This is a genomic window from Domibacillus mangrovi (genome assembly GCF_001906925.1).
GTDB classification, from domain to species: domain Bacteria; phylum Bacillota; class Bacilli; order Bacillales; family Domibacillaceae; genus Domibacillus; species Domibacillus mangrovi.
Window position 1 is genome coordinate 1 of sequence record NZ_MRWQ01000014.1, and the last position, 25,960, is coordinate 25,960.

Genomic DNA, 25,960 nt, shown 5'->3' on the forward strand with positions numbered 1-25,960 from the left:
GCGTTCGTCCTGAGCCAGGATCAAACTCTCCAAAAAGTGTTTGCTTGCACACGGATGTGCTGACATCAGCGTTGCAACAGGATGTTGCGAACGTAGCCGATGTTCCTTAGCTATAAATAAAACATGTTAAAAATTAACGTTGGCGTTTATTTTGTTCAGTTTTCAAAGATCAATTTCAATCATTGCCATCAACGACAGCTTCAACATCATACCTCTTATTCTGTATGAATGTCAACACATTTCAAAAAATAAATTATGAAAAGCTTAGCTATTTTCAACTATTTACTCATTTCGAGTTGGTAGTGCTTAATAGCAGATTCACAATATACCATATTCTAAAAATTAAAGTCAATAACATTATCAAAAAACATTTATCAGTTATTATCATACCCAAGTATGCTAGGCTTATTCTTTACATAGTTATAATGATTTACAACGAACGAAAAAATATAATATATATTAAAATCCAAATTCAGTTATGTACTGTTTTCATGATTAAACCTGAGTAAATAAAAAACGAGATGCCTTGTCAATTTCAGGACAGCTCGTTTCTCCATTAAATATTTTTCAGTTCTTCACCAATTGATTTCTCACCTGACACTAACCATATCAATCACAATTCATTTCATTTTGAACCATCTAGTATTTTTTGCAGGCCAGCTATTGCTTGCTTTTGTCCAAACAGCGTGTACGGACCAGCTGATGCCATAACACCGCCTGCTTCCGTGACGAGTAATTGTCCAGCCGCTACATCATAAAACGCTGGACTCATGTAAAGCGCTGCATCAAAACGGCCTGCTGCAATGTAGGCTAATGTGACGGCCGCAGTCCCAATAATCCGCACTCTGTACACATCATTCACAATTTTAGAAAGCAGTTCCAGACGCTGCGTGTTCGCTTCTTTATTCCCGTCTTTTGCAAAATCGCTATGGGAAATGATTGATTCTGCAAGACTGACTTCACGCACATGAATTTGCTCGCCATCTTTAAAGGCACCGCTGCCTTTTGACGCCCAGTAGACTTCATTCAACCCCGGGAATGAAAGGACCCCTACAACTGGATCATTTTTATATGTTAGTGCAATCGATACACCATATAAAGGAACACCCATGCTGTAATTAATCGTGCCGTCAATTGGGTCAATCACCCATTCAAAATCACTATCGCCGTCAATCACTCCTGCTTCTTCACTAAAGATGCGATGATCAGGATAGACTGCTTGAATGCGTTCAATGATCAGTGCTTCCACTTTCAAATCCATCTCTGTCACGAAATCTTTCGCAGCCTTCAATGTCTGCCCGCCTGCTTTACCTTGCTGGGGTAAAATAAACTGGCCCGCTTCTTTTCCAAGCTCAATCGCAAATGCTAAATAATCTTTATACATATAATCGCTCCCATATCTATGTATTCTCTTCTATCATACCTTCAATCTGCACAATGCGGCCACATACATCTAGTATTCGTCCATCATGCATTACCATCATTCCTGCTTTATACAGCCCGCAGAAAAGAATTTCTACAGGCTATTGTCTATTTCGATTAGTTAGCCGCCTATATAAGACATGCCAATCTTTTTTCGACTCTTCGCCGTCTGCTCTGTCCGTTCATCTGAGTAACGATCATGTCGGCTTTCCCATACATCCCTAATGGCGGAGTCGAGTTCGTCATTCGTAGCACCGGACCGGATAAGTGCCCGCAAGTCATGACCATCTGACGCAAACAAACACGTATAAAATTTGCCGTCTGATGAAAGCCGTGCACGCGTGCATGAGGAACAAAACGATTCAGATACTGATGTAATAAACCCTACTTCTGCCTGGCTGTCTTCATATTTATATCGGCCCGCAACCTCTCCAAAGTAGTCTGCTTCTACTGGCACGAGCCGTTCATTTTCCTGCAGCTGTTCTAATATTTCTCGTTTTGTGACAACTTGACGGAAGCTCCAGCCGTTATCATTGCCGACATCCATAAACTCAATAAACCGGAGCGTAATATTACGCCCTTTAAAATAAGCCGCCATTTGTCCAACTTCGTGATCATTCACGCCTTTTTGTACGACCATATTCACTTTTACCTGAAAGCCAAGTGCCTTCACATAGTCGATATTCTTAAGAATCGGCTCCGGCCCGATGCCACGTCCGTTCATTTCCCTGAACGTCTCTTCCGACAACGAATCAAGGCTTACATTCAATCGCTTTAAACCTGCTTCCAATAAGGCTTTGCCATGCTGTTTTAGCAGCAGTCCATTCGTCGTCAGCCCAATGTCTTCCAGTCCGTCAATCGCACACAACATCCGAATAAGCTCCGGCAAGTCTCTTCGCAGGAGCGGTTCGCCACCGGTTAGACGAATTTTCTTCACACCAAATGCTACGAATTGTTTCGCTAATCGCGTCATTTCTTCATACGATAACAGCTCACTTTTAGGCATAAAGACGTAATCATCGCCAAAGACTTCTTTTGGCATACAGTACGTGCACCGGAAATTACATCGATCGGTGACCGAAATACGCAAATCACGCAGCGGCCGCTTTAACTGATCCGTTACTCGGGTATTCGTCATAGCAATCCATCCCTTTTATTTGTCATTATCCGTTGCCAAAAACCTATAAAGTGAAACTTCATTCTATCTCTAGTCCACATTCACAGAGGTATTTACGATCAGACAACTTCAAGTCTTTTTTGATCGTTCCACACGTTGAACATGTTTTCGATCATGGCTAAAAGCGGTCCACCTGTATCAAGTCAATTCCATATTTTTCACATTGGTATTTCATTTGGCAGATGAACTCATACAATTTTTGATTTGGACATCGGATGATACAAAGATTTCAATGTCCAAGTTATTGGATGAGGCTATTGAAGATTTACTGGCTAAACGAAAATTTGCTAATTAATAGTAGATTTTTATAGATTATTTTTAACTGTTTTCATCCTCCGCTGACGGGTGGAATAAAAGCGACATGGTCACCCGGTTTCACGGATTCGGTTTCAAGTACATACTCTTCGTTCACAGCCACTTGTACAGCTGAAAAATCAAATGCCCGGTATGTATCCGCTGCCCACTTCACAATATCTTCTACTGTTCCGTCTGTCCATTGAATGTCTTCTGATGCTTTTCCAGCTACTTCTTTTAACCCTGCAAAATAATGAAGGTGAATCATCGTCATTCACTCCCTGGTTTATATGATTGGTCACCTATCCACTCTTCGCCATCTTCCCACATTTCTTTTTTCCAGATAGGGACGACTTTTTTGATTTGTTCTATCGCATATTCATTCGCTTCATAGGCCGCTTTCCGGTGTGGCGATGATACAGCAATCACGACAGCAATATCTGAAATGGAGAGCGCTCCGATACGATGGACAATTGCAACACGGGAGCCTGGCCACTTTTGTTTAATTTCCACGCCAATTTCCGCCAATTTCTTCTCCGCCATCGGTACATACGCTTCATATTCTAAATACATGGTCCGTTTGCCATTCGTCCATTCACGTACTGTACCTGCAAATAATGTGACGGCTCCCGCTTCTGAATGTGTCACATACTCCATATAACGCGCCGGTTCAAGCGGTTCGTTCGTGACTTCAAAAGGCTTCATTAATTGAGCATCCATGATTCCACCCCTTCTTCTTTTCCAATGAGCAAGACATCGACTTCATCGCCTTTTTGAAAGCCCCTCGTTCCACCTGGCAGCACAATAAAGGCATTGCCCCGAGCAATCGATGTCACGGAGTTTGATTTATTAAATCCCGCTGGTTCGATAAAAGAGCCTTTCGGTGTCGATTCATAGATCGCTCGGATAAAACGGTTAAACGGATTCGCTTTTGCAAAATCGGCTGTTAACACCGCTTTTGTATAAGGCAAATATGGCTTATCATTGCCCATCATCGATATTAGGGCCGGTCTTGTAAATAGTTCAAAACCAACAAAGCAAGCGGATGGGTTTCCAGATAAACCAAATAAGAAAGTATCATTCACATGCGCGACTGTTGTTACGCTTCCTGGGCGCATCATTACTTTGTTAAATAATACTTCTGCGCCAAGCCGCTTATATACGGATGGCAAATAATCAAAATCGCCGACCGATACACCGCCTGTCGTAATGACCGCGTCACATTCATGGATGGCTTCTTTCACCATATTAAAACAAGCATCCTCATCATCTGGCAGCGTGCCAAGCAATCGGCAGTCTATCCCCATTCGTTTCAACTGGGCTGCAATCATCGGCCCATTTGAATTGCGAATTTTACCTGGTTCTAGCGGTTCATTTACCTCAAGCAATTCTGTTCCGGTCGCTAAAAGCCCGACAATTGGCCGCGTTGCCACCTGCACGTTTGTATAGCCAAATGTCGCGAGCACGGCAATGACCCCAGGCTGAATAAATGCGCCTGCCTCTACGATGACTTCTCCTTCTTTTGCATCTTCGCCTTTTGGCGACACATTTTCCATTGGCGCAAACGGTTTACGAATGGTAAACGTTTGCCCATCAATCACAGTCTGTTCGAGCATGACGATCGCGTCCGCCCCTGCTGGCAGCGGCGCCCCCGTCATAATTCGGACTGCTTCTCGTTCGCCTAACGTATGTGATGATATCGTACCTGCACCTATGTGATCCATCACGGTAAATGTAATTCGTGATTCACCGGACGCACCTTTTGTATCCACCGAGCGCACTGCAAATCCGTCGTAAGGAGAACGATCAAACGGAGGAACGGGGTGGCTCGCTATAACCGGTTCGGCTAAAATGCGGCCATACGCTTCTTCAAGCGGCACCGACTCGCTTTTGACATGTGCCGCTCGTTTCATCACTCTGTCTACTGCTTCTTTTACTGGAATTGGCTTCCGTTTTTCGACCACGATAAACGCCTCTCTTTCTTTTTATCATGATATACTACTTTCATAACGCACTGAGAAAGGATGAAACTTATGTCTGAATTGACTCATTTTAACGAACAAGGACGGGCGAAAATGGTCGACGTATCCGATAAATCAGAAACCGTCCGAACAGCTATCGCGCACTCGTCTATCGAAGTAAATAAAATCATTTACGATCAGATCGCTTCTGGGCAAAATAAAAAAGGGGATGTATTTGCAGTCGCACAGGTTGCTGGTATTATGGCGGCCAAACAAACCTCATCCATTATCCCCATGTGCCATCCAATCCCTCTCACCGGCGTCAACATAACGTTTGAATGGGACATTAATGTCCAAAACAGCCATTATGTCGTACTTATTTATGCCGAAGCAAAAACAAAAGGCGTCACAGGCGTTGAAATGGAGGCGTTAACGGCTGCAACTGCCGCAGCCTTGACGATCTATGATATGTGCAAAGCAGCTGGAAAAGAAATGGTCATCGGTCCAACATTCTTACTTAGAAAAACCGGGGGGAAAAATGGTGATTATGAACGCGCACGCGATTAAACGCTGCGCTTTCTTTCATCTGCATACGTGACCACACATAAGAATACGGATGAAACAGAAACCGTTTTATTATTTTCTCACTTCATGAAGCAAATGTGCCGCTTCTGGCAAAATCAGCCGCTTCATTGCCAAATCTACAGCCCCCCGTGATCCTGGAAGCGCAAACAAAAGTTTATTTCCACCTGCTGTTCCGGCCGTTGCCCTCGATAGCATCGCCTTTGTCCCAATATCTTCGGTGAAGCTCAAATAGCGAAAGAATTCCCCAAATCCCGGCATTTCTTTTTCAAAAAACGATTGGACCGTTTCAATCGTCACATCACGCGTGGCAATGCCCGTTCCACCTGTCACAATAATAAGATCCGTTTCTTTGTCGTGAAGCCATTTTTGTATTATCTGCGCAATCGCTGTCTGCTCATCCGGCACGATGGCATAATCGATTATTGCATGTCCAGCCTTTTTAAGCAGTTCCTTTATATGAATACCGCTTTTATCTGTTTCTTCTGTTCTCGTATCGCTTACAGTTAACACTGCAGCATATACAAGTAAATCATTCGAAAAGTCTACTGACATGGCCTGATCCCCCATTTTTTCAACTGAATAATTGATTGTACAGCTTCATTGCCTTGTTTACATCCTGCATATCGTGAAAAAAGAGCCGGCCGTTTGCGAATAAGACAATCCGGCTGTCTTCGTACATCATTTGCAAAAAATAGGGTGTCCGTTTACGTGTTAAATCAAGTTGTTGAGCAATTCGTTCACCGTCATCAAGCGTCAATTGCCGGCCTGCAGCAGGCGTCAGTTGAATAGTATCACGACCGCATAAAACAGCTGCTTTCGTTTCTTGCGATTGATTCAATGATGGATATGTTCGCTCTTTGCCGCATGATGGGCAGTCTGGCCGCTTCATTTTACGGAGGCCAAATTGATTTTGCTCATTCATCCACGCATCAATCCGAAGCAGCTCTTTTCGCAACGCATCGCGGTTCCCCGTCAGCCATTTCATTACTTCAGCACATTGATAAGAAGCTGCAATCTGTACAGCAGGCGCAATCACCCCCACCGTATCACACGTTTCCCCAGATGACGGGAGAACCGGGAGAAGACAACGAAAGCAAGCCCCATCATCCGGAACAAATGGCATGATTACACTTGAACCACCGATACATGCCGCATACACCCAAGGAATGCCGTATTTCAAACTCGCATCATTGATGGCAAGTCTCGTTTCAAAATTGTCTGTTCCATCTACTAGAATATCACTTGTTGCCGCTAGTTTTTCAATGAGTGCGGCGTCCGCGTGATCCATCCACACTTCAACCTTCACATCGCTGTTTACTTCCGCAAGCCGCTTCTTCGCCGCAACGACTTTCGGAATCATATCACACGCATCTTTCTCAGTATAAAGCGACTGCCTATGCAAATTAGACATTTCCACATAATCCCGGTCAATAATGAGCAACGTTCCGACACCTGCACGTGCAAGCAAGTCAGCAGCAGCAGAACCGAGTGCACCACAACCAATAATTGCCACGGTTGAGCCGGCAATACTCGTTTGTCCTCTTGCACCAATCGGCCGAAATAATTGTTGCTTTTTATACCGGTTTTCCATCTCTATCCCTGCTTTCTTATCTTCACAGATCGTTGAATTGCCGCTGCAATATTCAATTTCTGGGCGCTTCTCTTTAGCAGCATCCTCCGCTCCCTCTTTTTAAAACAATCAGATGACTATTCCTCTAATTTTAACATGTTTATTTTTTTCAACAACTTCTTATTCTAACTAGCTAGCGAAGACAAATGGATGCCCTTTTATTGTTTTAATACGTTGTCTTTTTCGTTGAAGCAGCCCAGCTGTCAAATGGAGCTTTCCGATAATCAAGTGGCAGCTTTTTCATCTCGATAGATCTTTCATGAATGGGCAAGGTCAATTCTTCATAAATAAATTGGTCATCAAATCCTATTGCAGCAGCTTCTTCTTTCGTACAAGCATAATAAACTGCATCCGGCCGTGCCCAGTAAATGGCACCGATACACATCGGACACGGTTCGCAGCTTGTATAAATCTCACAACCTGTCAATTGAAAGGACTCTAGATGCTGGCATGCTTCACGAATGGCCTGTACCTCTGCATGGGCTGTTGGATCATTTGAAGCGGTTACCTCATTACAGCCTCTTCCAATGACTTCTCCGTCTTTGATGACGATGGCACCAAAAGGGCCGCCATGTCCAGTATCAACATTTTCTTTCGCCAGCTGAATCGCCTTTTCCATAAACATTTCCTGCCTATTCATTTATCCATCGCTCCCTTAAACATTTATTGAATGGTTATCTCTTGTGAATCGTCTGTTGAATGAATCCTTCGCCCTCCATTACATCATTCCCTTTGTATACTTATCTTAAATCTTTTTGACTTTCTTGTGATCTTTTTCAATTAAAAACTGCCTTAACAATTCTACTTGTAAGGCAGTTTCTTCATTTTTTATTATATCCGTTCTCTCCATACGGTTGTAACTTTTCCAGCCACTTCTCTTCTAGCTTCTCAAGTTCCCTCTTTTCATCAAAAAAGCCGGTTTCTTTCTTTTTTAACACTTCAAGCACGTCAAATTCAAATGAATCTTTTCCAAACTCATTCCATTCCATTTGCAGCTCTTTATGTGTACTTGAACCGGCTTCAAGTTCAAACTTACGCCCATTCACTGTTTTTAAATTCCGTGTGCTTGCAATGAATATCTTACCGTTCACTATATTTTTAATTTGATAAATCCCTGCTTCTATTTTTGCTGCTTTATATTGCTGCTTCAATTCTTTTTTGCGGTCCATTATTCTTTCCTCCATTACTCATTCATCCAGTAGGCGCTGCCGTCTGGTTTTCTTTTTAAAAATCCATATTCGATTAAATACCGTCTCACTTTCACGTAATCATCAAAAATCGCAGAGATGATTTCGTTCACTTCTTTTTCGTTATACGTCTGCCCTACAGAAAACTTTTTGGAAATTTTCCTCATGACAATGAGGCGCTGTTTTTCTTTTGGTGGAAACGCAAGCAGTACACCATCCGGCATAAATTTCGCAATCGTCTTTGCCTGCTCCTCTTCTGTTACATCATAGCGGTTGTCAATCATCTTCGCTTTTTGATGCGGCGGCACGAGTGACGGTGCGTGGGCATCTTTTTCTTTTAGCAGCTCCATCAATACCAAAAACATTTTAGCCTGACGTTCTTTTTCTTTCAGCACAAAACGGTGATTCCGGATCGTTGACGCACTACCAATTCCCATCTCTTCCTGCACTTCTTTATCATTTTTCCCTTCATAAAAAAGGCGCATCAGCTTATTTTGATGATCCGTTAAGCCAGTCAGCTTTTTATCCATGTCTATGATGTAATCAAATACCGATTCATGCGACTTCCCTATGTGAAGCTGCATATATCGCTCCGCTTCATATAAGGTTTCTTCCTCAGGATAAATAACACCCTTTTCAACTTTCGTTCCGCAAAGCAGGCAAAGAAAGTGCTGTTTTTCTTCTACATAGCCCCGCTTTAATTCATCTAACGGCACACTCCAAAAACGTTCTGAAATATCCATAATATAAACACAACCTTTAAAAGTTTCGATATTTATAGATACATTATATTTTCGTTTGTTTAATGTCAATATTTAATTAAAGATGCCCTACTTCATGTTGTTTGGGATTTACTCAGTTGTCTCAAAAAAAGTCTCCTGATTTCTCAGAAGACGGGGTCTGCAACTATAAAGTGAGAATTCATTCAGTGGGGGTTTTTCTTCATCCCCCACTGAATAAACAGGAACTCAGGTAAAGGGCGCCGCGTCCTGCAGCAATACGTGAGTGACCGGCTTCAGCCGGCCCGAACCAATCGGGCTTTTACGGGCAGTTGATCCCCCGCTTATCCTTCTTTTCTTTTCGATGTCTTGAAGCGAGGGTCTTACTGCCTGTTAATGCGGGATAAATGGGGGGAGCGGATCAGTGAATGTCGACCAGTCCATGTTCATTTCTTCATCCGTTAATAAACAGTGATCAAGTGAGGTTTCAACGATTTTGCGATCCATATCGAGGCCAATCATAACGATTTCAGTGATGCGGTCGCCATATGTGTCGTCCCACCGATCCAATAATTCCGGTTCTTCCTCCAACGTTTGCGCGCGCAGGCCTTCTGGTTGTGCCGCGATCCACTCACCTGCACCTTGAATCATTAATGATGGGCCTGCCTGCGAAATCATGCCAGTCATGTCATTGCGTGTCGACAGCCAGAAAAATCCTTTCGCACGAACCACTTCAACCGGCCACTCTTCCAGCCACGCCATCCATCTTTCCGCATGAAATGGGCGATTACGACGATATACAAAAGAAGTAATGCCGTATTCATCTGTTTCTGGAACATGTTCCTCGTTCAGTTCTTTTATCCAGCCAGCCCCCTCGCTTGCTTTATCAAAATCAAACATATGTGTATCTAGTACATGTTTAAGTGGCACGTTGCTAAATGAGCTTCTTATGATGTGTGCATCCGGATTTAACTTACGCAGTACTGCATGCAATTCAATGATATCCTCCTGCTCAAGCAAATCCGTTTTATTTAATAAAATGACGTTCGCAAATTCAATTTGATCAATCAACAAATCAACAACTTCACGTGTGTCTGTTTCATCGGTGGCCTCTAGCCGGTCCAGCAATGTTTCACCTGAAGCAAAATCTTGCCAGAAACGATTGCCATCGACGACTGTAACCATCGTATCGAGACGGCAATACTCAGACAAATTAATACCAAGTTCCTCATCGACATACGTAAATGTTTGTGCCACTGGGATCGGCTCGGCAATACCAGTTGATTCGATCACGATATAGTCAATATCTCCTTTTTTAGCAAGTTTTTCGACTTCTTTCATTAAATCATCCCGAAGCGTACAGCAAATACATCCATTTTGCATCTCGACCAGTTTTTCTTCGGTCCGTGAAAAGCCGCCTTTTTTCACAAGAGCTGCGTCAATATTAATTTCACTCATATCATTGACAATGACAGCGATTCGTCTACTTTCTTCATTCGATAAAATGTGATTTAATAGCGTAGTCTTCCCTGATCCTAAATATCCACTTAAAACGGTTACCGGTATTTGTTTCATTATTTACTCTCCTTTATATGAAAATCATTATCATTACGATTAAATACAACTGACCATTCATTCTGATACAAATAAAGTGAAACTTCATTCAGTGGGGGTTTTCTTCATCCCCCGCTTATCCTCCTTTTCTTTTCGACGGCTTGAAGCGGGGGTCTTACTGCCCGTTAATGCGGGATAAATGGCACTGTTCCACGTGAAAGCCGGCTCTCCATCCAAAATATGCAACTCTCCATTTTTCTAGAGACACATGAGTTTATAGAAAAGCTCTGTCGTAATCGAGCATTTATGACACGCCTCTTTTATAAGTTCACGCCGCTCTTTATAATCATTCATCCATCGGAAGCTCACTAAGTTTTGTAGCCCAAGCCAGCCAGGAGGATCGCTCTCAAACGGGGGAATGCGAAATGGATGGCGTTTAATCACTGTGTGTGCTGCTGTAATGCGGCCTTCAATAATGATCCATTCGTACACATTAACACCTTTACACTATAAAACGTAATGATTACGTTTTATAGTGTAAACTAGTTTCTTTACTTAATCAAGATTAAATATTCTGTATAATAAGAGTACTTGAATACAAATAGAAATTACTATTGGAGGATAACGGATGGGTACTTTATATTCGATTGGCGAAGTGTTAATTGATTTTATTCCGCTTCAAAAAGGACAGGCATTGAAAGATGTCGTGTCGTTTGAGCGTGCTCCCGGCGGTGCGCCAGCAAATGTAGCGGCTGCCATTGCTAAACTCGGCGGCCGCTCTAAGATGATCACGAAGCTCGGGGCGGATGCATTTGGCGATTTTTTATTAGAAAAACTAGAAGAAACCGGTGTGGATACAAGTCATATCATTCGAACGAACGAAGCAAATACGGGGCTCGCGTTCGTTTCGCTCCGTGAAGACGGCGAACGTGACTTTTCATTTTACCGGAAACCGTCTGCAGACTTGCTTTTAACAGCTGATGAAGTCGATAATTCGATCTTTGAAACAGGCGATATTTTGCATTTTTGCTCGGTTGATTTAGTTGACAGCCCGATGAAGCAGGCCCATGTAAAAGCGATTCAATCCGCAAAAGAAAGCGGAGCCTTAATCAGCTTCGATCCGAACGTGCGCCTTCCACTCTGGGACAGCTCAGATGCATGCCGCGAAACCATTCTTGAGTTTATTCCTAAAGCACATATCGTGAAAATTTCGGATGAAGAGCTTACTTTTATAACAGGAATAGAGAACGAAGATAAAGCAATTGCGTCCCTGTTTTTCGGTGATGTACAGACAGTTATTTATACGAAAGGGGCTGCCGGTGCAACGCTCTATGTACAGGATATAACGATTGATTCCAACGGTTATTCGGTTGATGTACAGGACACTACTGGGGCTGGTGATGCTTTTATTGGAGCTTTGCTGTATCGTTTAATGGAGGCCGACACGAGTCAGCAAACATTACAACATGTGCTTATATGTGATGGACAATCCATTCTATCATTCGCTAACGCGGCCGGAGCGATCACAACAACCGGTAAAGGGGCCATTTCTTCATTACCTTCTAAAAAACAAATTGATGACATAATCAAAATCCGTTAAGCTGCGTCGCTTAACGGATTTCTGCTCGTTCATTAACTTTTCTTCATACTTATGTACAAGGAGCTTTACATTGACTGTATAAACAATTAAAAATAGCTGGCTTTTTTGTTACAGCTGAATTGTATATTGCCACACACCTTCCACCTTTGTTTTCGAAACACGCCCCTGGTTTTCCAAATAATCAAGATGACCAATCACTTCCGACATTACAAGAGAAAAATGATCGTAATAAACGTTTTTATAATAACTTTCCGCGATTTCAGCTGCTGTAGCGAAACCTTTCCCAATAGCTGAAACAAACTTTTCCGCTTTTTTATCAATGCGTCTTAACCGATTTTGAATCAATGATTTCCCGTTTTCAATTAACATTCCGTGTCCTGGGAAAACGATATTCATGTTAAATTTCAGACATTTCTCCAGCGATTCCCTATGCTGAACAAGTGTCATTATCCGATTGCCTGAAGAATCAGGTTCAACGATTGCATTGCTCGATATGTGGCCAATCAGCAAATCGCCTCCGAACAGCCATCCCCTTTTCTCATCATAAAGCGCTATTTGATCCGGTGCATGACCAGGCATTTTGATGATACGTAATGAAAGGCTTGTCAAAAAGCCTTCCTCGATCGGCGTTAAACAGGTTTTCAACGCATTGTCTTTGTTTTTTTCAATGGCCTCTCTAACAAAGCGAGCCTGTTTTTCACCAGCTTCTCCGCATCCCATCTCCTTATAAAGTTTTTCAAAGAAATCTGCCCTCTTCTCCAAAAACACTGAATCCCGTTTTAAACGCAGAACAGCTTCTTCGTGAACAAAAACAGGTATTTGATTGTGTAAGACAATTCGATCGACAAGCCCTACATGATCAATGTGATGATGCGTCAATATAATACCCGTTAAATCACTAAGTGAAAGATCATTTACTTCGAGCGTATGTAGGAGTACATTCCAGCATGCTTCATCATTCATACCGGCATCAATCAAATAAAGCGTTTCTCTTTCCTTAAGCAAATAAAAATTCACGCTTTTCAAACTAGAAGAATTCGAGACGATCACAGGAAAAACAGTTCGTCCCTCTTGTTCTATTTTCATCATGATCCATCCTTTCATTTTTTCTTGACACGGACACACCATTTGATGCATATGATGCCACCAATATGATAAGTCTAATTATTATTCTCCATATAATTAACGAATGACGCCATATCCTTTATAATAAGAAGGATCAACTAAAAAGGATGGTGAGCAGCTATCGAGGCGCTGCAGATTGTAAATGAATTAAAAACGAAGATAGATGAAAAAACAATTGATTTATTCTTTCCTTTATGGAAGCACACCTATACCAAAACAGGCGGCACGGCAGATGTTTTTATTAAGCCAAAACATATACAAGACATTCAAGTTGTTATCGAATATGCACAGTCGAAGCACATTCCACTTACTGTTTTAGGAAACGGTTCAAATGTGCTCGTGCGGGATAAAGGGCTGCGCGGGATCGTGATTGCACTGGAACATTTTAATACAATTTCTATAGAAGGAAACCAAATAATTGCCGGCAGCGGTGCAAAAATTATTGATGTATCACGTATGGCATTAGAACATCATCTGACTGGCCTCGAGTTTGCCTGTGGAATTCCGGGGTCTGTTGGAGGAGCTCTTGTTATGAATGCCGGTGCATATGGCGGCGAGACATCGACGGTTTTAAAAAAAGCGACGGTTGTTTCTTATTCAGGTGAACTCATTAATCTAGAAGAAAAAGACTTTCAATTCGGATACCGTAAAAGTGTCTTTACCGAGAAAGACTACATTATTGTCGAAGCTGTGTTTGAACTGCAGCCTGGTGAGTATGCAAAAATTAAAGAAGAGATGGATACATTTACAGCACTTCGTGAAGCTAAGCAGCCGCTTGAATATCCTTCGTGCGGAAGTGTCTTTAAACGGCCACCCGGTTATTTTGCCGGCAAATTAATTCAAGACAGTGGCCTACAAGGGACGCGTATCGGCGGTGCCGAAATTTCAACGAAACATGCTGGATTCATTGTGAATGTGGACGGTGCTTCCTCAACCGATTATTTGAAATTAATTCAATATGCACAAGAAAAAGTACGAGAAAAATTTGGTGTAGAGCTTGAAACAGAAGTGAAAATTATCGGCGAAGATTAAAACGATTCCGTTTCAAAAGTATACACCTTTTGAAACGGTTTTTTCTATTTCCAAGTAAAGTGAAAGAGAGTCGTCTTTATTTTGATCCCCGTTAAACGATTCAATTTTTTTCTCACTGTATTAGACATTGATCACTAGCTTCTAATTGAAGAAGATATTCTTTTAAATCCATGCCCCCCCGGTAACCAGTTATCGATCCATTCTTTCCTATGACACGGTGACATGGCACAGTGATTAGCACCGGATTGGCACCAATTGCCGTTCCAACCGCTCGAACCGCTGTAGGTTTTTGAATAAGTTCAGCAATGTCGGAATACGAGTACGTTTTCCCATAAGGAATCTGCTGTAACGCTTCCCAAATTTCTTCTTGAAACGGCGTCCCTTTTACATCTAGCGGTAGAGAAAACGATTGCCGCATCCCTTTAAAATATTGGCGCAGCTCATCTATATATGGCTTTAAAGCTTCTTCATTTTCTACAAGTGACGCTTGCGGAAAATATTTTTGTATACAGACTTCAAGTTCTTCATACAACTGTCCTGGTGAGCCAACATAGCAAAGGCCCTTTTCCGTTTTGGCTACGTATAATTGCCACCGGCCGTATTCTACAATGGACCACTCGATTACTCTTTCTTTTTTATTCATCATGAGTTCTCCTTGTTCACGTTTTGGTCGTATGTTTTTCGATAGCCTGACGGCGTGTTTTCAAGTTTCTTTTTAAACAATATAATAAAAGTGATTGCCGTATGAAAATGAGGTGACGGTCACACAATGTTTTTAAAATCATCCCTTTTCTCCGTAGGCATGCCCGTATGATAACCAAAGCAAAAACCTCCGATGATTTCTCACCGGAGTTTCTATTTATGACTGCGTAACCACCCAGTTATCATTTGACCAGCTGCCTTCTGCCGGGCGGTCGGTGACGATGAAATCCACCTGCTGCAAAGGCGCGATGCAGTGCGTGGCCCGCGTGTTCATTTTTGAATAGTCTGCGAGTACATAACTTGTTTCCGCCTGCTCCATATACATCTGGCCAAGCACAGCTTTGTCGCTGTCGTAGCAGGAAAGACCAAATTCCGGATGAACCCCGTCAACCGCAATAAACGCTTTGTTGGCATGAAGTTCCCGTACTACTTTCGTCGTCAAGCTGCCGGCCGTCCGCCAGTGATCTTTTTGTACGAGCCCACCAAGGAAAATGATGTTACCTTGAAAATCTGTCTTCATTAGCTGATTAGTAAGCGGAAACGAGGTAGTCATCACAGTGATTTCTTTAAACCGATTCAACCCTTCTGCCATTTGCAAAGTCGTTGTTCCTTCGTCTATAAATACAACATCACCCTCTAAAATAAACGAGACAGCCTGTTCAGCGATAAGCCGCTTTTCCATCCGGTTTTTCGTTTCTCGGTTTAACATCGGCGGTTCCTCTTTCTCACTAAGCCGCACTGCACCGCCGTATACTTTTTTCAGCTTCTGTTCTTTTTCTAGCTCATCCAAATAGCGGCGGACCGTTTCCGTCGACACGACAAATTCTTTCGCAAGATCCGAAACTCGTACACTTCCATATTCCACGACATACTCCATAATCTTTACTTTCCGTTCTTCCGCCAGCATCGGCGCCCACCTGCCTTTATACATATGATTTTTCAGGCAAGACAGCTTTCTTTTCGATATGAACATGAATACCGCGTTTTTCAAGTAATGGGAAAAACAATTCTGGATGAGCGCCAAATGCCTCTTCCGGCGTCAGTACACCCGTTTTCTCCACATCTCCTACCGCTATACGTTCCGCCGCCACTGCAAACGGAATCGCCACATTACGCGTATACGCACGTAGCCCTTCCCATCCCTGTACAGAACCATCGCTTTTGGGGTGCGTATGCGTCAATTCATAACAAACTGCTTCGCCATCTTTTTCCCCAACCACTTCTACATGAAGCGCATAGCCATACAGTTCAGTTGACTTACCTTCTTCTGACTGAAGCAAATATGCACTGATAATATCCATTATACCCTCTTCCGCACCACCGACACTTACTTTTTCATTTCTCAAAATGCCATATTCATATAGCGCACGCACGAGACGCATGTTTTGCTCAGGCCATGTGCCGCGTGTTTCAATTAACTGGACGCCTTTGCCTTTCAATGCTTTAGCAAGCGTTACCGTTTCAGAATGCGGAATAATATACTGGACCGTATGACCATACGGCTCCGACAACTGAATATCACGCGGACGAGCAAACGGCTTCACCTGAACAAATTCACCGTTTTCAAACACGACACGCCCTGGCAGTTCCGGATCATATTCATACGTCGTCGTTTCCGCAATGGATTTGGAAAAGGCAATCGGCCGGAACGACCCGTGGCTCACCCTGACAGACTGCACCAAATCCAGACGGTTCGCTGCATACATCGCCATCATTTGTGTCAGACCCGGCGTCATTCCGAAGCCCGGCAGCATTGTTTTTCCATTTGCTTTAAACGTCTCTTCATAGGCAAACTCTTCCCCGAATCCATTCAAATTAATCCCATGGCAGCCCGCCGCTGCAATCAATTTCGTTGTTTGGCCGTTCAATTGAATTGTCGTCCCGTCCAGCACAATATCAAACCCGGTCATCTTGGCTATCGTATCTGCTTCATCAAACACATTTACTCTCACAAACGACACCCGCGGATCATTCAGCCACTCTACTACGCTTAAACCCTCTTCTTCATTATAATCGCCAATTACAATTTCTTCGAATACAGAATGCTCTACTAAATCAAGCACAGCTTCTCTGCTAATTCTGCCTGCTCCACCTAAACAAAATATTTTCATACAAGTAAGCCTCCTCTTTCTGTCATATACATTTTGATTGATTCAAGCAAACGATGAATATCTGAAACATGTATATCACCAATGATCCCGATCCGGAATGCTTGAAGGTCCGTTAATTTCCCTGGATAAATAACAAATCCATCCGCTTTTAACACCTTATAAAAATCGTCAAATGAAAACGTCTCGTCCGGATACAAAAACGATACAATAAATGGTGATTGAATCGATTTTGAGACGGCCGTTTTAAAACTAAGTGCTTCCATGCCAGAAATGAGTGTTTCTTGATTTTGACGGTAACGCGCTTCTCGTACTTGAATCCCACCTTCTTCTATAAGTTCATCAAGTGCCTGTGAAAAGGCATGAACCGCATGTGTGGGGGAAGTAAACCGCCATTTCCCGCCGTCATTTTCCATCGTTTCGAACTGATCATACACATCCAGTGAAAGTGACGGCGCACATCCTTTTCGCGATTTTAACAGCGCACGGTTTGCCAGTACAAAACCGAAACCAGGTACACCTTGCAGGCATTTATTTGAACTGGAAACGAGAACATCCATGTTCCAATCACCCATTGACATGTCCATGCCACCAAAGCTCGACATCGCATCGACCATCGTCGTTTTGCCAAATTGTTTCGCAATCCTGCAAATGTCTTGAGCGGGATTCAAAAGCCCCGAAGTCGTTTCCGAATGAACGAACATCACGTGTGTAATTGATGAATCAGCCCGCAGCTTTTCTTCAAATGAAGCAACTTCAAGCGCCTTTGTATCATCTACTGTCACCGTGCTGTACGGAATATGCAAACGTTCGGCAATTTCCACTATCCGCCGGCCATACGCCCCGTTTACGCCAATGAGTACATGATCTTCTTTCGATATAAACGTACCGATCGCCGCTTCTACTGAAAATGTACCGCTGCCCTGCATCAAAACAGCGGTATACTGATCCCCACCGCCAGCCAATTCCACAAGCCGGCTGCGTATGCCGCTCGTCAGCTTTTTGTATTCTTCTTCCCACGTACACCAGTCACCCATCATTGCTGTTTTAACAGTATCTGTTGTTGTCAGTGGACCTGGAGTTAAAAGGAGAGAACGGACCATGATGATTCCTCCTTTTCCGAAAGAATACGATCAAGTTCGCGAATAAACGCTGGTAGCTCGCTAATGGATAACAGCACCGTATGTGCACCTGCCGCCATTAGTTTTTCACGCACATCGGCTTCACGAATAGCGCGCTCGTCTTCTGTCAAATGTGATACTTCCTCTATTGATAAGCCAAGTTCACTTGAGCCGTATATCAGCCCAACTGTCCATGCACCTGCATTCCGGCCTTCTTCCATATCAACTGTCGTGTCGCCCACTTTCACAACTCGGTTCATCGGATACACACCAAGCTTCATCGCCGCATAATACATCATCCATGGATATGGACGACCTGCATCCACATCATCCGCTGTTACAGTCACATCCGGGACATAGCATTTTTCCGCCGCACCCGCACGTACAATGTCAATCATCTCCCGCGTATAGCCTGTTGTCGTCCCAATGACTAATCCCATTTCTCGCAATGTCTCGACCGCTTCTACCGCACCTGGCACTGGATCCGTATATTCGTCCAGACTTTCAAACAGACACGCTTCAAACCGTTCGTTCAGCTCACAAACATCCTTTTCTGTCAGCTCTCCTTGCCACTGTTTTCGAATTGACGGCATCTCAAGCATCGTCCGGATATGATCGATTTTCGCCATGCCCATCGGCTCGCGTGTTTCATCCATCGTGACCTGAATCCCTTTTTCTTCAAATATTTTCACAAAACTTTCAACCGGCGCCATGCATCCGTAATCTACTGTCGTTCCCGCCCAATCAAGAAATATACCTTGAATTTTTTTCATCACGCAATCTCTCCTTTTCGTTTTGTTCTTTTTGCCGCTATACGCAGCAGCTGTTCATATAGAAAACGCACGACAACATTCACAAGGACAATTAAAAGCCCCATCGCGGCTGCTGCCTCGATATTTCCTGCATCATCCAAGCTGACAATCGAAACCGCCGCTGTTTTCGTATCCGGCGTGTACAAGAAAATAACCGCCGAGATCGTGACCATCGAATTGACGAAAAAATACATCGCCATTTCCAAAAGCGCCGGGGCACACGATGGTAGTATGTAATGAAAAAACGTGTCAATCCGCGTCAGCCCCAGTGTTTTCGCGACCTGCTCACATTCCGCATCGAGCTTCTTCAAAGCCGTCCGCGCCGTCATATAAGTAACAGAGAAAAAATGAAGAACCGTCGATACAATCACGATCACCATCGTTCCATACAATCCGTGCAGCATATTTGGCACTACCAGTCCGAAGAATGACCATTCGGGGCGACTGAAAAATAGCACGTAGCTAATCCCGATCACAAGACCCGGCACCGCCATCGGAAGAAGGCTCATAAAATGGCCTATTTTCGCGAGTGCAGCCGGCAGTGCCCCATTTTGAAGCCAGTACGCAAACAAAAAGGCAAAAAGAGTACCGAACACCGCCGTACCAGTCGCTGCAATCAAACTATTTAAAAAGACTGTAAACCCGTCTCCTGTGTAACTATTAAATGTAAAATTCTCAAGTGAAAAACCGAATGTATAAGGCCAGACAGGGGTCACAGACGCCACAATCATCATCAAAAATAAAACCGCAACAACGAGTGCCACACCATATGCAAATGAACCGAACAACAGATCACGGCCCCGATGTACCCCAATCTCAAGCGCTTTTGCTTTTGCATTTAATGAAAACGACGGCTTTCGTGAAGCAGCTTGGTCAACCACAAATGCGATCAGTGCCGGTGTCATTAGTAAAATTCCCGCTACTGCGCCGAGCGCAAAATTTTGCTGTCCGACGACCTGCTTGTACACATCGGTCGCCAGCACATTATACTGTCCTCCAACAAGTTTCGGTGCACCGTAATCAGTGAAGCTAAGCGTGAATGCTACCATCCCGGCACTCACAAACGCGAGCCGAATACTGGGAACCGTAATGCCAAACAACCGGCCCGCTGAACTGATACCCATCGTTTTAGCGGCATCATACAATCCTTGATCCGATTGACGAAGCGCAACGTACATAAGCAAAACGACTTGTGGGAAAGTATAGATAATCTCGGCCATCACAATGCCAACCGGGCCATACAAATCAATGTCAACGCCCGGAAAGAGACCAAACAAACCTGTCGTCACAATCCCCTGCCGCCCAAATAAATAAATGAGCGCAATCCCGTGCATCATCGTCGGGGCAAAAAGAGGCAGCATTGCAAATCCAAGCAAAATGCGCTTCCCTTTCACATTCGTACGCGAAATAGCAAATGCATACATAAAACCAAGCGATAGTGCAAAAACCGTTGTCCAAAGAGCAATGTTCAGCGAATGCTGAAAACTTGTTAATAGAGTCGGATTGGACAAATAGCTAATTGCCTGACCAAACCCGGACCATCTGCCTTCTTCATCTTTGGCCACTTCGAGAAACAATGTCGAAATGGGCATAAAAAGCAGACAGCCAAATGATAAAAAAATAATCGTTAATTGAAGCGGACGCCATAATGAAACACTTTGCTCCAATATTTTCACACTAGAAAGTGGCGTCATGCCATCACCATTTCTTTTGAGAGCTGCGCTTCATGGTCATGCACAGATAAATAGACCCTTTGATCTGGACAAATGTTTCGGCTGTCCACCACATTTGCCGGCAAATCCACAATGAGCTTTTCATTAAAAAACGGCGATGTTCGATCTATGACACTCACTTTTAGGCGATAAAATGCGCCTTTAAACATCATGCTGTTCACATACGTCTCCATGCCAGATTGAGCGGAAGCAACAGAGAAATGCTCAGGACGAATCACCCATGTTTTCCCTAATTGTGCAATCTGATTCGACGTTCCGATAAAAGATGCGACGAACGAATCAGCAGGATGTCGATACACATTTTGTGGTGTATCGTACTGGGCAATGCGTCCATTGTTCATCACCGCAACCCGGTCCGCCATGGTGAGCGCTTCATCTTGATCATGCGTGACCATAATCGTTGTCATGCCAAATTCGTGATGAATACGGCGAATTTCCTGTTGCAGCTGATGGCGCACATTCGCATCAAGCGCCGACAGCGGTTCATCGAGAAGAAGAAAATCCGGTTCGATTACAAGTGCACGTGCCAGTGCTACCCGCTGCTGCTGGCCACCTGACAATTGCTGTGGTGCCCGGTCTGCAAGTGCTTCAAGTCCGACAATTTTCAGCATATGCATCGCTTTATCTGTACGCGTCTTTTTTGACAGCTTCTTAGGCTTGAGAGCAAACTCAATGTTTTTACGCACAGTCATGTTTGGAAACAGCGCATATGACTGAAACACCATGCCAATGTTTCGTGAAGAGGCAGACGAAGCTGTAATATCAAATCCATCAACGTTCATTCTTCCTGATGTCGGCTGATCAAGCCCCGCAATGATCCGGAGCAGCGTTGATTTCCCGCATCCGCTCGGTCCAAGCAAACTGACAAACTCTCCTTTTTCAATGTCGAGATGAATTTCTTCAAGCGCGGTCGTCTGGCCGAATGTTTTCATTACCGATTTAATTTGAAGTGATTTTGCCATCATGATCTCTCCTTTATTCTTTCGGTTCAGCTTTCGTTCCATATTTTGATTCCCATTCTGTTAAAATCGCGTCCCGGTTTTCTGCCGCCCAGTACAAGTCATTTTCCTTATACATCTTTTCTTCTATGTTTTTCGGGAATGATGCCGGCAGTTCAAATTCCTTGTCCATCGTCGTAAATCCATTTGCGCTAAAATACTTCTTCATCACATCTTCTTCGATAGCCCAGTCTAGAAAAGCTTTCGCCGCTTCTTCATTACCAGCATCCTTTTTATTGATTAACGCATTAGCTTCCACTTCCCAACCAAGTCCTTCTTCCGGCAAAATTACTTCAACCGGCGCGCCGTCTTCTTTCATTTGAGCCGCTGTGTAAACAAGTGAAATACCGATCGGATATTCACCTGCCGCCGCCATTTTTGCCGGTTTTGATCCAGAATGCGTGTACGCACCAATATTTCTATGAAGCTTGTCCATGTAAGACCAGCCTGCTTTTTCGCCCATCATCTGCAGCCATGCATTGACTGTTAAGTAGCCGGTTCCGCTTGACGCCGGGTGAGGCATTACAATGAGTCCTTTATATTCTGGTTTCAGTAAATCTTCATATGTTTTTGGCACCGGCACATTCAGCTTTTTTAATTCTTCTGTATTCACTGCAATCCCCGTCATAAACGCCGTGTTTCCTGTCCATTTAAGCGGTTCATTTTTATCTTTAAAAGCCGCTTTAATGTTTTCCGCACCTGCTGGCGTGTATTCTTTTAGCATGTCTTTCTGATCAAGTGCAAGCAAACTCGACGCCGCAAGACCCCATACAACATCTGCACTCGTATTTTCTCCTTCAGCGAGCATCTTGGCTGTCATAATCCCAGTTGAATCACGGACAATCTTTACATCCACCTCTGGATACTTCTCTTCAAAAGAAGCCATATAATCAGGGATCAGTTCTTCTTCCACCGCTGTATACACGGTTAAGTCACCCGATACCCCGCTTTGCGCATCCATCGGGACACTTTTTTCACCTGAACAAGCTGATACGAATAATAAACTAGAAAGCACGGAAAACCACATGCGTTTTTTCATTTTTCAAGCTCCTTTTATATTGTTTTGATTGTGATTTCATTGTATCTTGTGATTGTTAATGAAATATTAACAAATAGTTAAGTTATTGTTGTGGTTTTGTATTGTTTTATGTGTCTTTAAAACTATTTACTTATTTTTATAAAGTGAAACTTCATTCAGTAGGGGTTTTCTTCATCCCCCACTGAATAAACAGGAACCCAGGTAAAAGGCGCCGCGTCCTGCGGCAATACGTGAGTGACCGGCTTCAGCCGGCCCGAACCAATCGGGCTTTTACGGGCAGTTGATCCCCCGCTTATCCTTCTTTTCTTTTCAAAGTCTTGAAGTGGGGGCCTTACTGCCCGTTAATGCGGGATAAAACAAGTGGCGATTTTCCTTCTTTCTTTGTACGTAACAAATGAAAGGAGGGGCAGTCACAAAAGCAATGTTTTATGACTGCCCCTTCGTTTTTTGATTCAGTTCCATCAAAAATAGCGTATCCTATGAGTGACAAAACATGTTGCTCATAGGGTACGCTAACAAAGGTGTTGCGAAAAGACATCGCGTGCTTAACTGTAAGTGAAACTTCATTCAATAGGGTTTTACTGCCTTTAATGCATGCTAAAAAACCACCTCAATTAAAGAGATGGTTCATCACATCTTTTAGCGATTGATTCGCTAGCTCGCTTTCCACCGCCTGCTGCGCACAATCGAAAGACAAAGTTATATTAGCAACGCTGATTATACGCTTGCGACTCTTGATGAAGATGAACACTCTAAACATACAAATGATCGTTTTTCAGTAATTTCCAAATAATCAAAAAAGGACTCGCCACTTTTCTTGGCGAGTCCTTTTTTAATTCGTCACTTCAATCATAATTGCATCACCTTGTCCGCTACCGGAGCAAATTGCTGCAATCCCGACGCCTCCACCGCGGCGGCGTAGTTCGTATGCTAACGTTAAAACAATGCGCGCACCACTTGCCCCGATTGGATGGCCAAACGCAACGGCACCGCCATTCACATTCACCTTTTCGGGATCAATACCTGCAATTTTATTGCTGGCAAGCACGACAGCCGCGAATGCTTCGTTGATTTCAAACAAATCAATATCATCGACCGACTTACCTGTTTTCTTTAATAGCTCATTAATAACGAGTCCCGGGGTTTGGGGAAATTTTTCTGCTTCAACCGCCATTTCCGCATGACCGATAATGGTCGCAAGCACATTTTTCCCTTCTTTTTCAGCTCGCTCATCACTCATTAACACGAGTGCCGCTGCTCCGTCATTAATACCCGGGGCATTACCAGCTGTGATAGTGCCATCTTTGCCAAATGCCGGACGTAATTTTTCAAGCACGTCTTTCGTTGTCTCTTTGCGCGGTGATTCATCTGTATCAACCACAATGGGAGCGCCTTTTCGCTGTGGTACTTGTACTGCGACGATCTCTTCTGCCATTGTTCCGCTTTCAATTGCTGCAACCGCTCGCTCATGACTGCGTATCGCCCACTTATCCTGCTCTTCACGTGCTAACCCAAATTTATCTGCCGCATTATCTCCATATGTCCCCATATGAACGCCGGTGAAACTGCATGACAATCCGTCATGAATCATTAAATCGACCATTGGCGTGTCGCCCATTCGTGTGCCCCATCTTGCTTTAAATACCGCATATGGCACGTTCGACATAGATTCCATGCCACCTGCTAAAATTACTTCTTCATCCCCCGCACGAATGATTTGATCAGCTATCGTCACGCTGCGAAGTCCGGATGCACATACTTTATTTACCGTTTCTGTTTTAACACACCATGGAATGCCTGCTTCACGTGCTGCTTGCCGTGATGGAATTTGCCCCTGTCCTGCTTGAAGAACGTTTCCAAAAATGATTTCATCCAGTTCGTCCGGCTTCACTCCCGCACGCTTCATTGCTTCTTTCATAGCCATGCCACCAAGCTGTGAGGCGGTTAATGTGGCTAATGCACCGCCGAATTTACCAATCGGTGTCCGTGCGCCTTCTATAATAACTGTTTTAACCATTTCCTTCACCTCCACATGTTCTAATGAAATAGCAAAGTCCACTTCAATTATTACAATGGGTGCTGCATTTTATTTTCCATAATTTTTCATTGTATCTTGCAGCTGGGCAATCCGCTTCATGCCATCTTCTCGCGCTTTTTTATTTTCTTCTTCAATCGCTCTCGTTTCATCGAGCCCTTTTACAATTGTATTCCAGCTTTCTTCAATTGTTTCAATTTTGATGCTCGGTCCACCGGCAAGTCGGGCGATCTCCGTACTTTGGTTCGCAATGTTTTGCGAATTTCGCAGCAGCATTTCATTTGTACGTTTGTCTAATTCGCTCATAGAATCCGCTACAAGCTTTTGACGCTTCGCTGCGACTGCTTGAATGATCCCATTTTTAAAAATCGGAATCGTCGTAATGAAAGCAGAGTTGATTTTCCCAATCAATTTCGTATTCCCACGCTGCAATAGACGAATTTGCGGCGCTGTCTGCAGAGCGACCATTCTAGCCATTTCAAGGTCATACACTCGTTCTTCCAGCGATTGAACAGCGTTGTTCAGCGTATCAAGTTCCATTTGTGCCAGCTGATCACCGGCTGCCGACCGCTTTTCTAAACTAGGCAGATGACTTTTCAATTCCTCCACTTTCATTTGCCCGGCTACCACATATTTTTCAAGCGCCATGTAATACTGATAGTTTTGCTGATACATTTCATCCATATTGTTTGTCGAACGGACCATTTCATCTTTGTACTTAGAGATTTCAATATGAATTTTTTCAATATCGCGCCCGAGTGTCTGATATTTACCAAATATTTTTTCAATCATTTTTTCGCCGCGATTAAATAGTTTACCTAAAAATCCTTTCGGCTCTGCAAAATCATTTTTGTCGAATTGGTCCATTGTTTTTCCAAGTTGCTTTAATAAAGTCCCTGAATCTGTCACGCTTGTTGAACGCATCGATGCCAAAATTCGATCGGAGAATTGAGATATTTCTACAGCTGGTTCTTTTCCGAATTCAAGCAGTCCTGTTTGATTTCGTACATCAATAGAGCTTGCTAAGTCCAGTACTTCCGGTTCGTTACGAAGTTGAAGGCGCATGTCTTCTGCTTTATTTTCTGTTAATACTTCTAGTTCATTTTCTCTCATATCCTGCATCTCA

27 protein-coding genes are annotated in these 25,960 nt (G+C 43.5%); 4 read left to right on the top strand and 23 right to left on the bottom strand.

Annotation, left to right across the window (positions count from 1 at the left end):
- Positions 1-625: 625 nt before the first annotated feature.
- Together BLL40_RS13725 and moaA are read right to left on the bottom strand one after the other, a co-directional pair.
- Positions 626-1,384 (bottom strand): inositol monophosphatase family protein, encoded by a 759-nt coding sequence (locus BLL40_RS13725; protein ID WP_073712444.1) that lies wholly within the window; start codon positions 1,382-1,384, stop codon positions 626-628.
- Positions 1,385-1,543: 159 nt separating this feature from the next.
- A complete protein-coding gene (gene moaA / locus BLL40_RS13730) occupies positions 1,544-2,560 on the bottom strand; it encodes a GTP 3',8-cyclase MoaA (RefSeq protein ID WP_073712445.1) in 1,017 nt (338 codons plus the stop codon).
- A 238-nt stretch (positions 2,561-2,798) separates the two neighbouring features.
- On the opposite strand from moaA, the gene BLL40_RS17840 reads away from it, so the two are divergent.
- Entirely contained in the window at positions 2,799-2,894 is a 96-nt protein-coding gene (locus BLL40_RS17840; protein WP_245797960.1) for a ribbon-helix-helix domain-containing protein, read from the top strand.
- Between the two features lie 33 nt (positions 2,895-2,927).
- Here BLL40_RS17840 and moaD read toward each other — a convergent pair whose 3' ends face one another.
- Genes moaD through BLL40_RS13755 form a run of 3 tightly spaced genes read right to left on the bottom strand, consistent with a single transcriptional unit; the run spans position 2,928 to position 4,857 of the window.
- Positions 2,928-3,161: a molybdopterin converting factor subunit 1 gene (gene moaD, locus BLL40_RS13745; RefSeq protein ID WP_073712446.1), complete on the bottom strand. Its 234-nt coding sequence runs from the start codon at positions 3,159-3,161 to the stop codon at positions 2,928-2,930.
- 2 nt (positions 3,162-3,163) lie between these two features.
- Positions 3,164-3,598, bottom strand: coding sequence for a molybdenum cofactor biosynthesis protein MoaE (locus BLL40_RS13750; RefSeq protein ID WP_073712542.1), 435 nt, complete (start codon positions 3,596-3,598; stop codon positions 3,164-3,166).
- A complete protein-coding gene (locus tag BLL40_RS13755) occupies positions 3,598-4,857 on the bottom strand; it encodes a molybdopterin molybdotransferase MoeA (protein ID WP_073712447.1) in 1,260 nt (419 codons plus the stop codon). Before BLL40_RS13755 ends, BLL40_RS13750 begins: the two co-directional genes overlap by 1 nt.
- Positions 4,858-4,926: 69 nt before the next feature.
- Here BLL40_RS13755 and moaC point away from each other — a divergent pair, with 69 nt between their 5' ends.
- Positions 4,927-5,421 carry a cyclic pyranopterin monophosphate synthase MoaC gene (moaC, locus tag BLL40_RS13760; protein ID WP_073712448.1) on the top strand — a complete coding sequence of 165 codons (495 nt, stop codon included), beginning with the start codon at positions 4,927-4,929 and terminating at the stop codon, positions 5,419-5,421.
- A gap of 69 nt (positions 5,422-5,490) precedes the next feature.
- On the opposite strand, the gene BLL40_RS13765 is transcribed toward moaC, so the two are convergent.
- From BLL40_RS13765 to BLL40_RS13795, 7 genes are all read right to left on the bottom strand, one after another.
- Positions 5,491-5,991 (bottom strand): MogA/MoaB family molybdenum cofactor biosynthesis protein, encoded by a 501-nt coding sequence (locus BLL40_RS13765; protein WP_073712449.1) that lies wholly within the window; start codon positions 5,989-5,991, stop codon positions 5,491-5,493.
- A 19-nt stretch (positions 5,992-6,010) separates the two neighbouring features.
- Positions 6,011-7,030: a ThiF family adenylyltransferase gene (locus BLL40_RS13770; protein ID WP_073712450.1), complete on the bottom strand. Its 1,020-nt coding sequence runs from the start codon at positions 7,028-7,030 to the stop codon at positions 6,011-6,013.
- A 205-nt stretch (positions 7,031-7,235) separates the two neighbouring features.
- Positions 7,236-7,709, bottom strand: coding sequence for a nucleoside deaminase (locus BLL40_RS13775; RefSeq protein ID WP_073712451.1), 474 nt, complete (start codon positions 7,707-7,709; stop codon positions 7,236-7,238).
- Positions 7,710-7,890: 181 nt separating this feature from the next.
- Complete coding sequence (locus BLL40_RS13780; protein WP_073712452.1) at positions 7,891-8,238, bottom strand: GIY-YIG nuclease family protein; 348 nt, start codon at positions 8,236-8,238, stop codon at positions 7,891-7,893.
- 14 nt (positions 8,239-8,252) lie between these two features.
- On the bottom strand, positions 8,253-8,999 hold the full coding sequence (locus tag BLL40_RS13785) for a DUF2087 domain-containing protein (protein ID WP_073712453.1): 747 nt from the start codon (positions 8,997-8,999) through the stop codon (positions 8,253-8,255).
- Positions 9,000-9,368: 369 nt separating this feature from the next.
- Entirely contained in the window at positions 9,369-10,550 is a 1,182-nt protein-coding gene (locus BLL40_RS13790) for a GTP-binding protein (RefSeq protein ID WP_073712454.1), read from the bottom strand.
- 237 nt (positions 10,551-10,787) lie between these two features.
- A complete protein-coding gene (locus BLL40_RS13795; RefSeq protein ID WP_073712455.1) occupies positions 10,788-11,021 on the bottom strand; it encodes a hypothetical protein in 234 nt (77 codons plus the stop codon).
- A gap of 136 nt (positions 11,022-11,157) precedes the next feature.
- Here BLL40_RS13795 and BLL40_RS13800 point away from each other — a divergent pair, with 136 nt between their 5' ends.
- Positions 11,158-12,129, top strand: coding sequence for a carbohydrate kinase family protein (locus BLL40_RS13800; protein WP_073712456.1), 972 nt, complete (start codon positions 11,158-11,160; stop codon positions 12,127-12,129).
- A 108-nt stretch (positions 12,130-12,237) separates the two neighbouring features.
- On the opposite strand, the gene BLL40_RS13805 is transcribed toward BLL40_RS13800, so the two are convergent.
- A complete protein-coding gene (locus BLL40_RS13805) occupies positions 12,238-13,266 on the bottom strand; it encodes an MBL fold metallo-hydrolase (RefSeq protein WP_245797955.1) in 1,029 nt (342 codons plus the stop codon).
- A gap of 108 nt (positions 13,267-13,374) precedes the next feature.
- Here BLL40_RS13805 and murB point away from each other — a divergent pair, with 108 nt between their 5' ends.
- Entirely contained in the window at positions 13,375-14,286 is a 912-nt protein-coding gene (gene murB, locus BLL40_RS13810) for a UDP-N-acetylmuramate dehydrogenase (protein WP_073712457.1), read from the top strand.
- 112 nt (positions 14,287-14,398) lie between these two features.
- Here the strand turns inward: murB and BLL40_RS13815 are convergent, their stop codons facing one another.
- The 10 genes from BLL40_RS13815 to BLL40_RS13860 all read right to left on the bottom strand — a co-directional run bounded on the left by BLL40_RS13815 (position 14,399) and on the right by BLL40_RS13860 (position 25,956).
- The gene (locus BLL40_RS13815; RefSeq protein ID WP_073712458.1) at positions 14,399-14,932 is read right to left on the bottom strand and encodes a methylated-DNA--[protein]-cysteine S-methyltransferase; all 534 of its coding nucleotides are present in this window, start codon (positions 14,930-14,932) and stop codon (positions 14,399-14,401) included.
- Positions 14,933-15,145: 213 nt separating this feature from the next.
- A complete protein-coding gene (locus tag BLL40_RS13820) occupies positions 15,146-15,895 on the bottom strand; it encodes a DeoR/GlpR family DNA-binding transcription regulator (RefSeq protein WP_073712459.1) in 750 nt (249 codons plus the stop codon).
- A gap of 16 nt (positions 15,896-15,911) precedes the next feature.
- Positions 15,912-17,099, bottom strand: a complete 1,188-nt coding sequence (locus tag BLL40_RS13825) for a saccharopine dehydrogenase family protein (RefSeq protein ID WP_073712460.1) — start codon at positions 17,097-17,099, stop codon at positions 15,912-15,914.
- Positions 17,096-18,199 (bottom strand): 2-aminoethylphosphonate--pyruvate transaminase, encoded by a 1,104-nt coding sequence (locus tag BLL40_RS13830; RefSeq protein WP_073712461.1) that lies wholly within the window; start codon positions 18,197-18,199, stop codon positions 17,096-17,098. The genes BLL40_RS13825 and BLL40_RS13830 overlap by 4 nt, the downstream gene beginning before the upstream one ends.
- Positions 18,178-18,990 (bottom strand): phosphonoacetaldehyde hydrolase, encoded by an 813-nt coding sequence (phnX, locus tag BLL40_RS13835; RefSeq protein ID WP_073712462.1) that lies wholly within the window; start codon positions 18,988-18,990, stop codon positions 18,178-18,180. The genes BLL40_RS13830 and phnX overlap by 22 nt, the downstream gene beginning before the upstream one ends.
- The gene (locus tag BLL40_RS13840) at positions 18,990-20,723 is read right to left on the bottom strand and encodes an ABC transporter permease subunit (protein WP_083566536.1); all 1,734 of its coding nucleotides are present in this window, start codon (positions 20,721-20,723) and stop codon (positions 18,990-18,992) included. Before BLL40_RS13840 ends, phnX begins: the two co-directional genes overlap by 1 nt.
- Positions 20,720-21,766 carry an ABC transporter ATP-binding protein gene (locus tag BLL40_RS13845; RefSeq protein ID WP_245797956.1) on the bottom strand — a complete coding sequence of 349 codons (1,047 nt, stop codon included), beginning with the start codon at positions 21,764-21,766 and terminating at the stop codon, positions 20,720-20,722. The genes BLL40_RS13840 and BLL40_RS13845 overlap by 4 nt, the downstream gene beginning before the upstream one ends.
- Complete coding sequence (locus tag BLL40_RS13850; RefSeq protein ID WP_073712464.1) at positions 21,738-22,799, bottom strand: putative 2-aminoethylphosphonate ABC transporter substrate-binding protein; 1,062 nt, start codon at positions 22,797-22,799, stop codon at positions 21,738-21,740. The genes BLL40_RS13845 and BLL40_RS13850 overlap by 29 nt, the downstream gene beginning before the upstream one ends.
- Before the next feature lie 832 nt (positions 22,800-23,631).
- Positions 23,632-24,816, bottom strand: coding sequence for an acetyl-CoA C-acetyltransferase (locus tag BLL40_RS13855; RefSeq protein WP_073712465.1), 1,185 nt, complete (start codon positions 24,814-24,816; stop codon positions 23,632-23,634).
- A gap of 69 nt (positions 24,817-24,885) precedes the next feature.
- Positions 24,886-25,956 (bottom strand): toxic anion resistance protein, encoded by a 1,071-nt coding sequence (locus BLL40_RS13860; protein ID WP_073712466.1) that lies wholly within the window; start codon positions 25,954-25,956, stop codon positions 24,886-24,888.
- Positions 25,957-25,960: the final 4 nt, after the last annotated feature.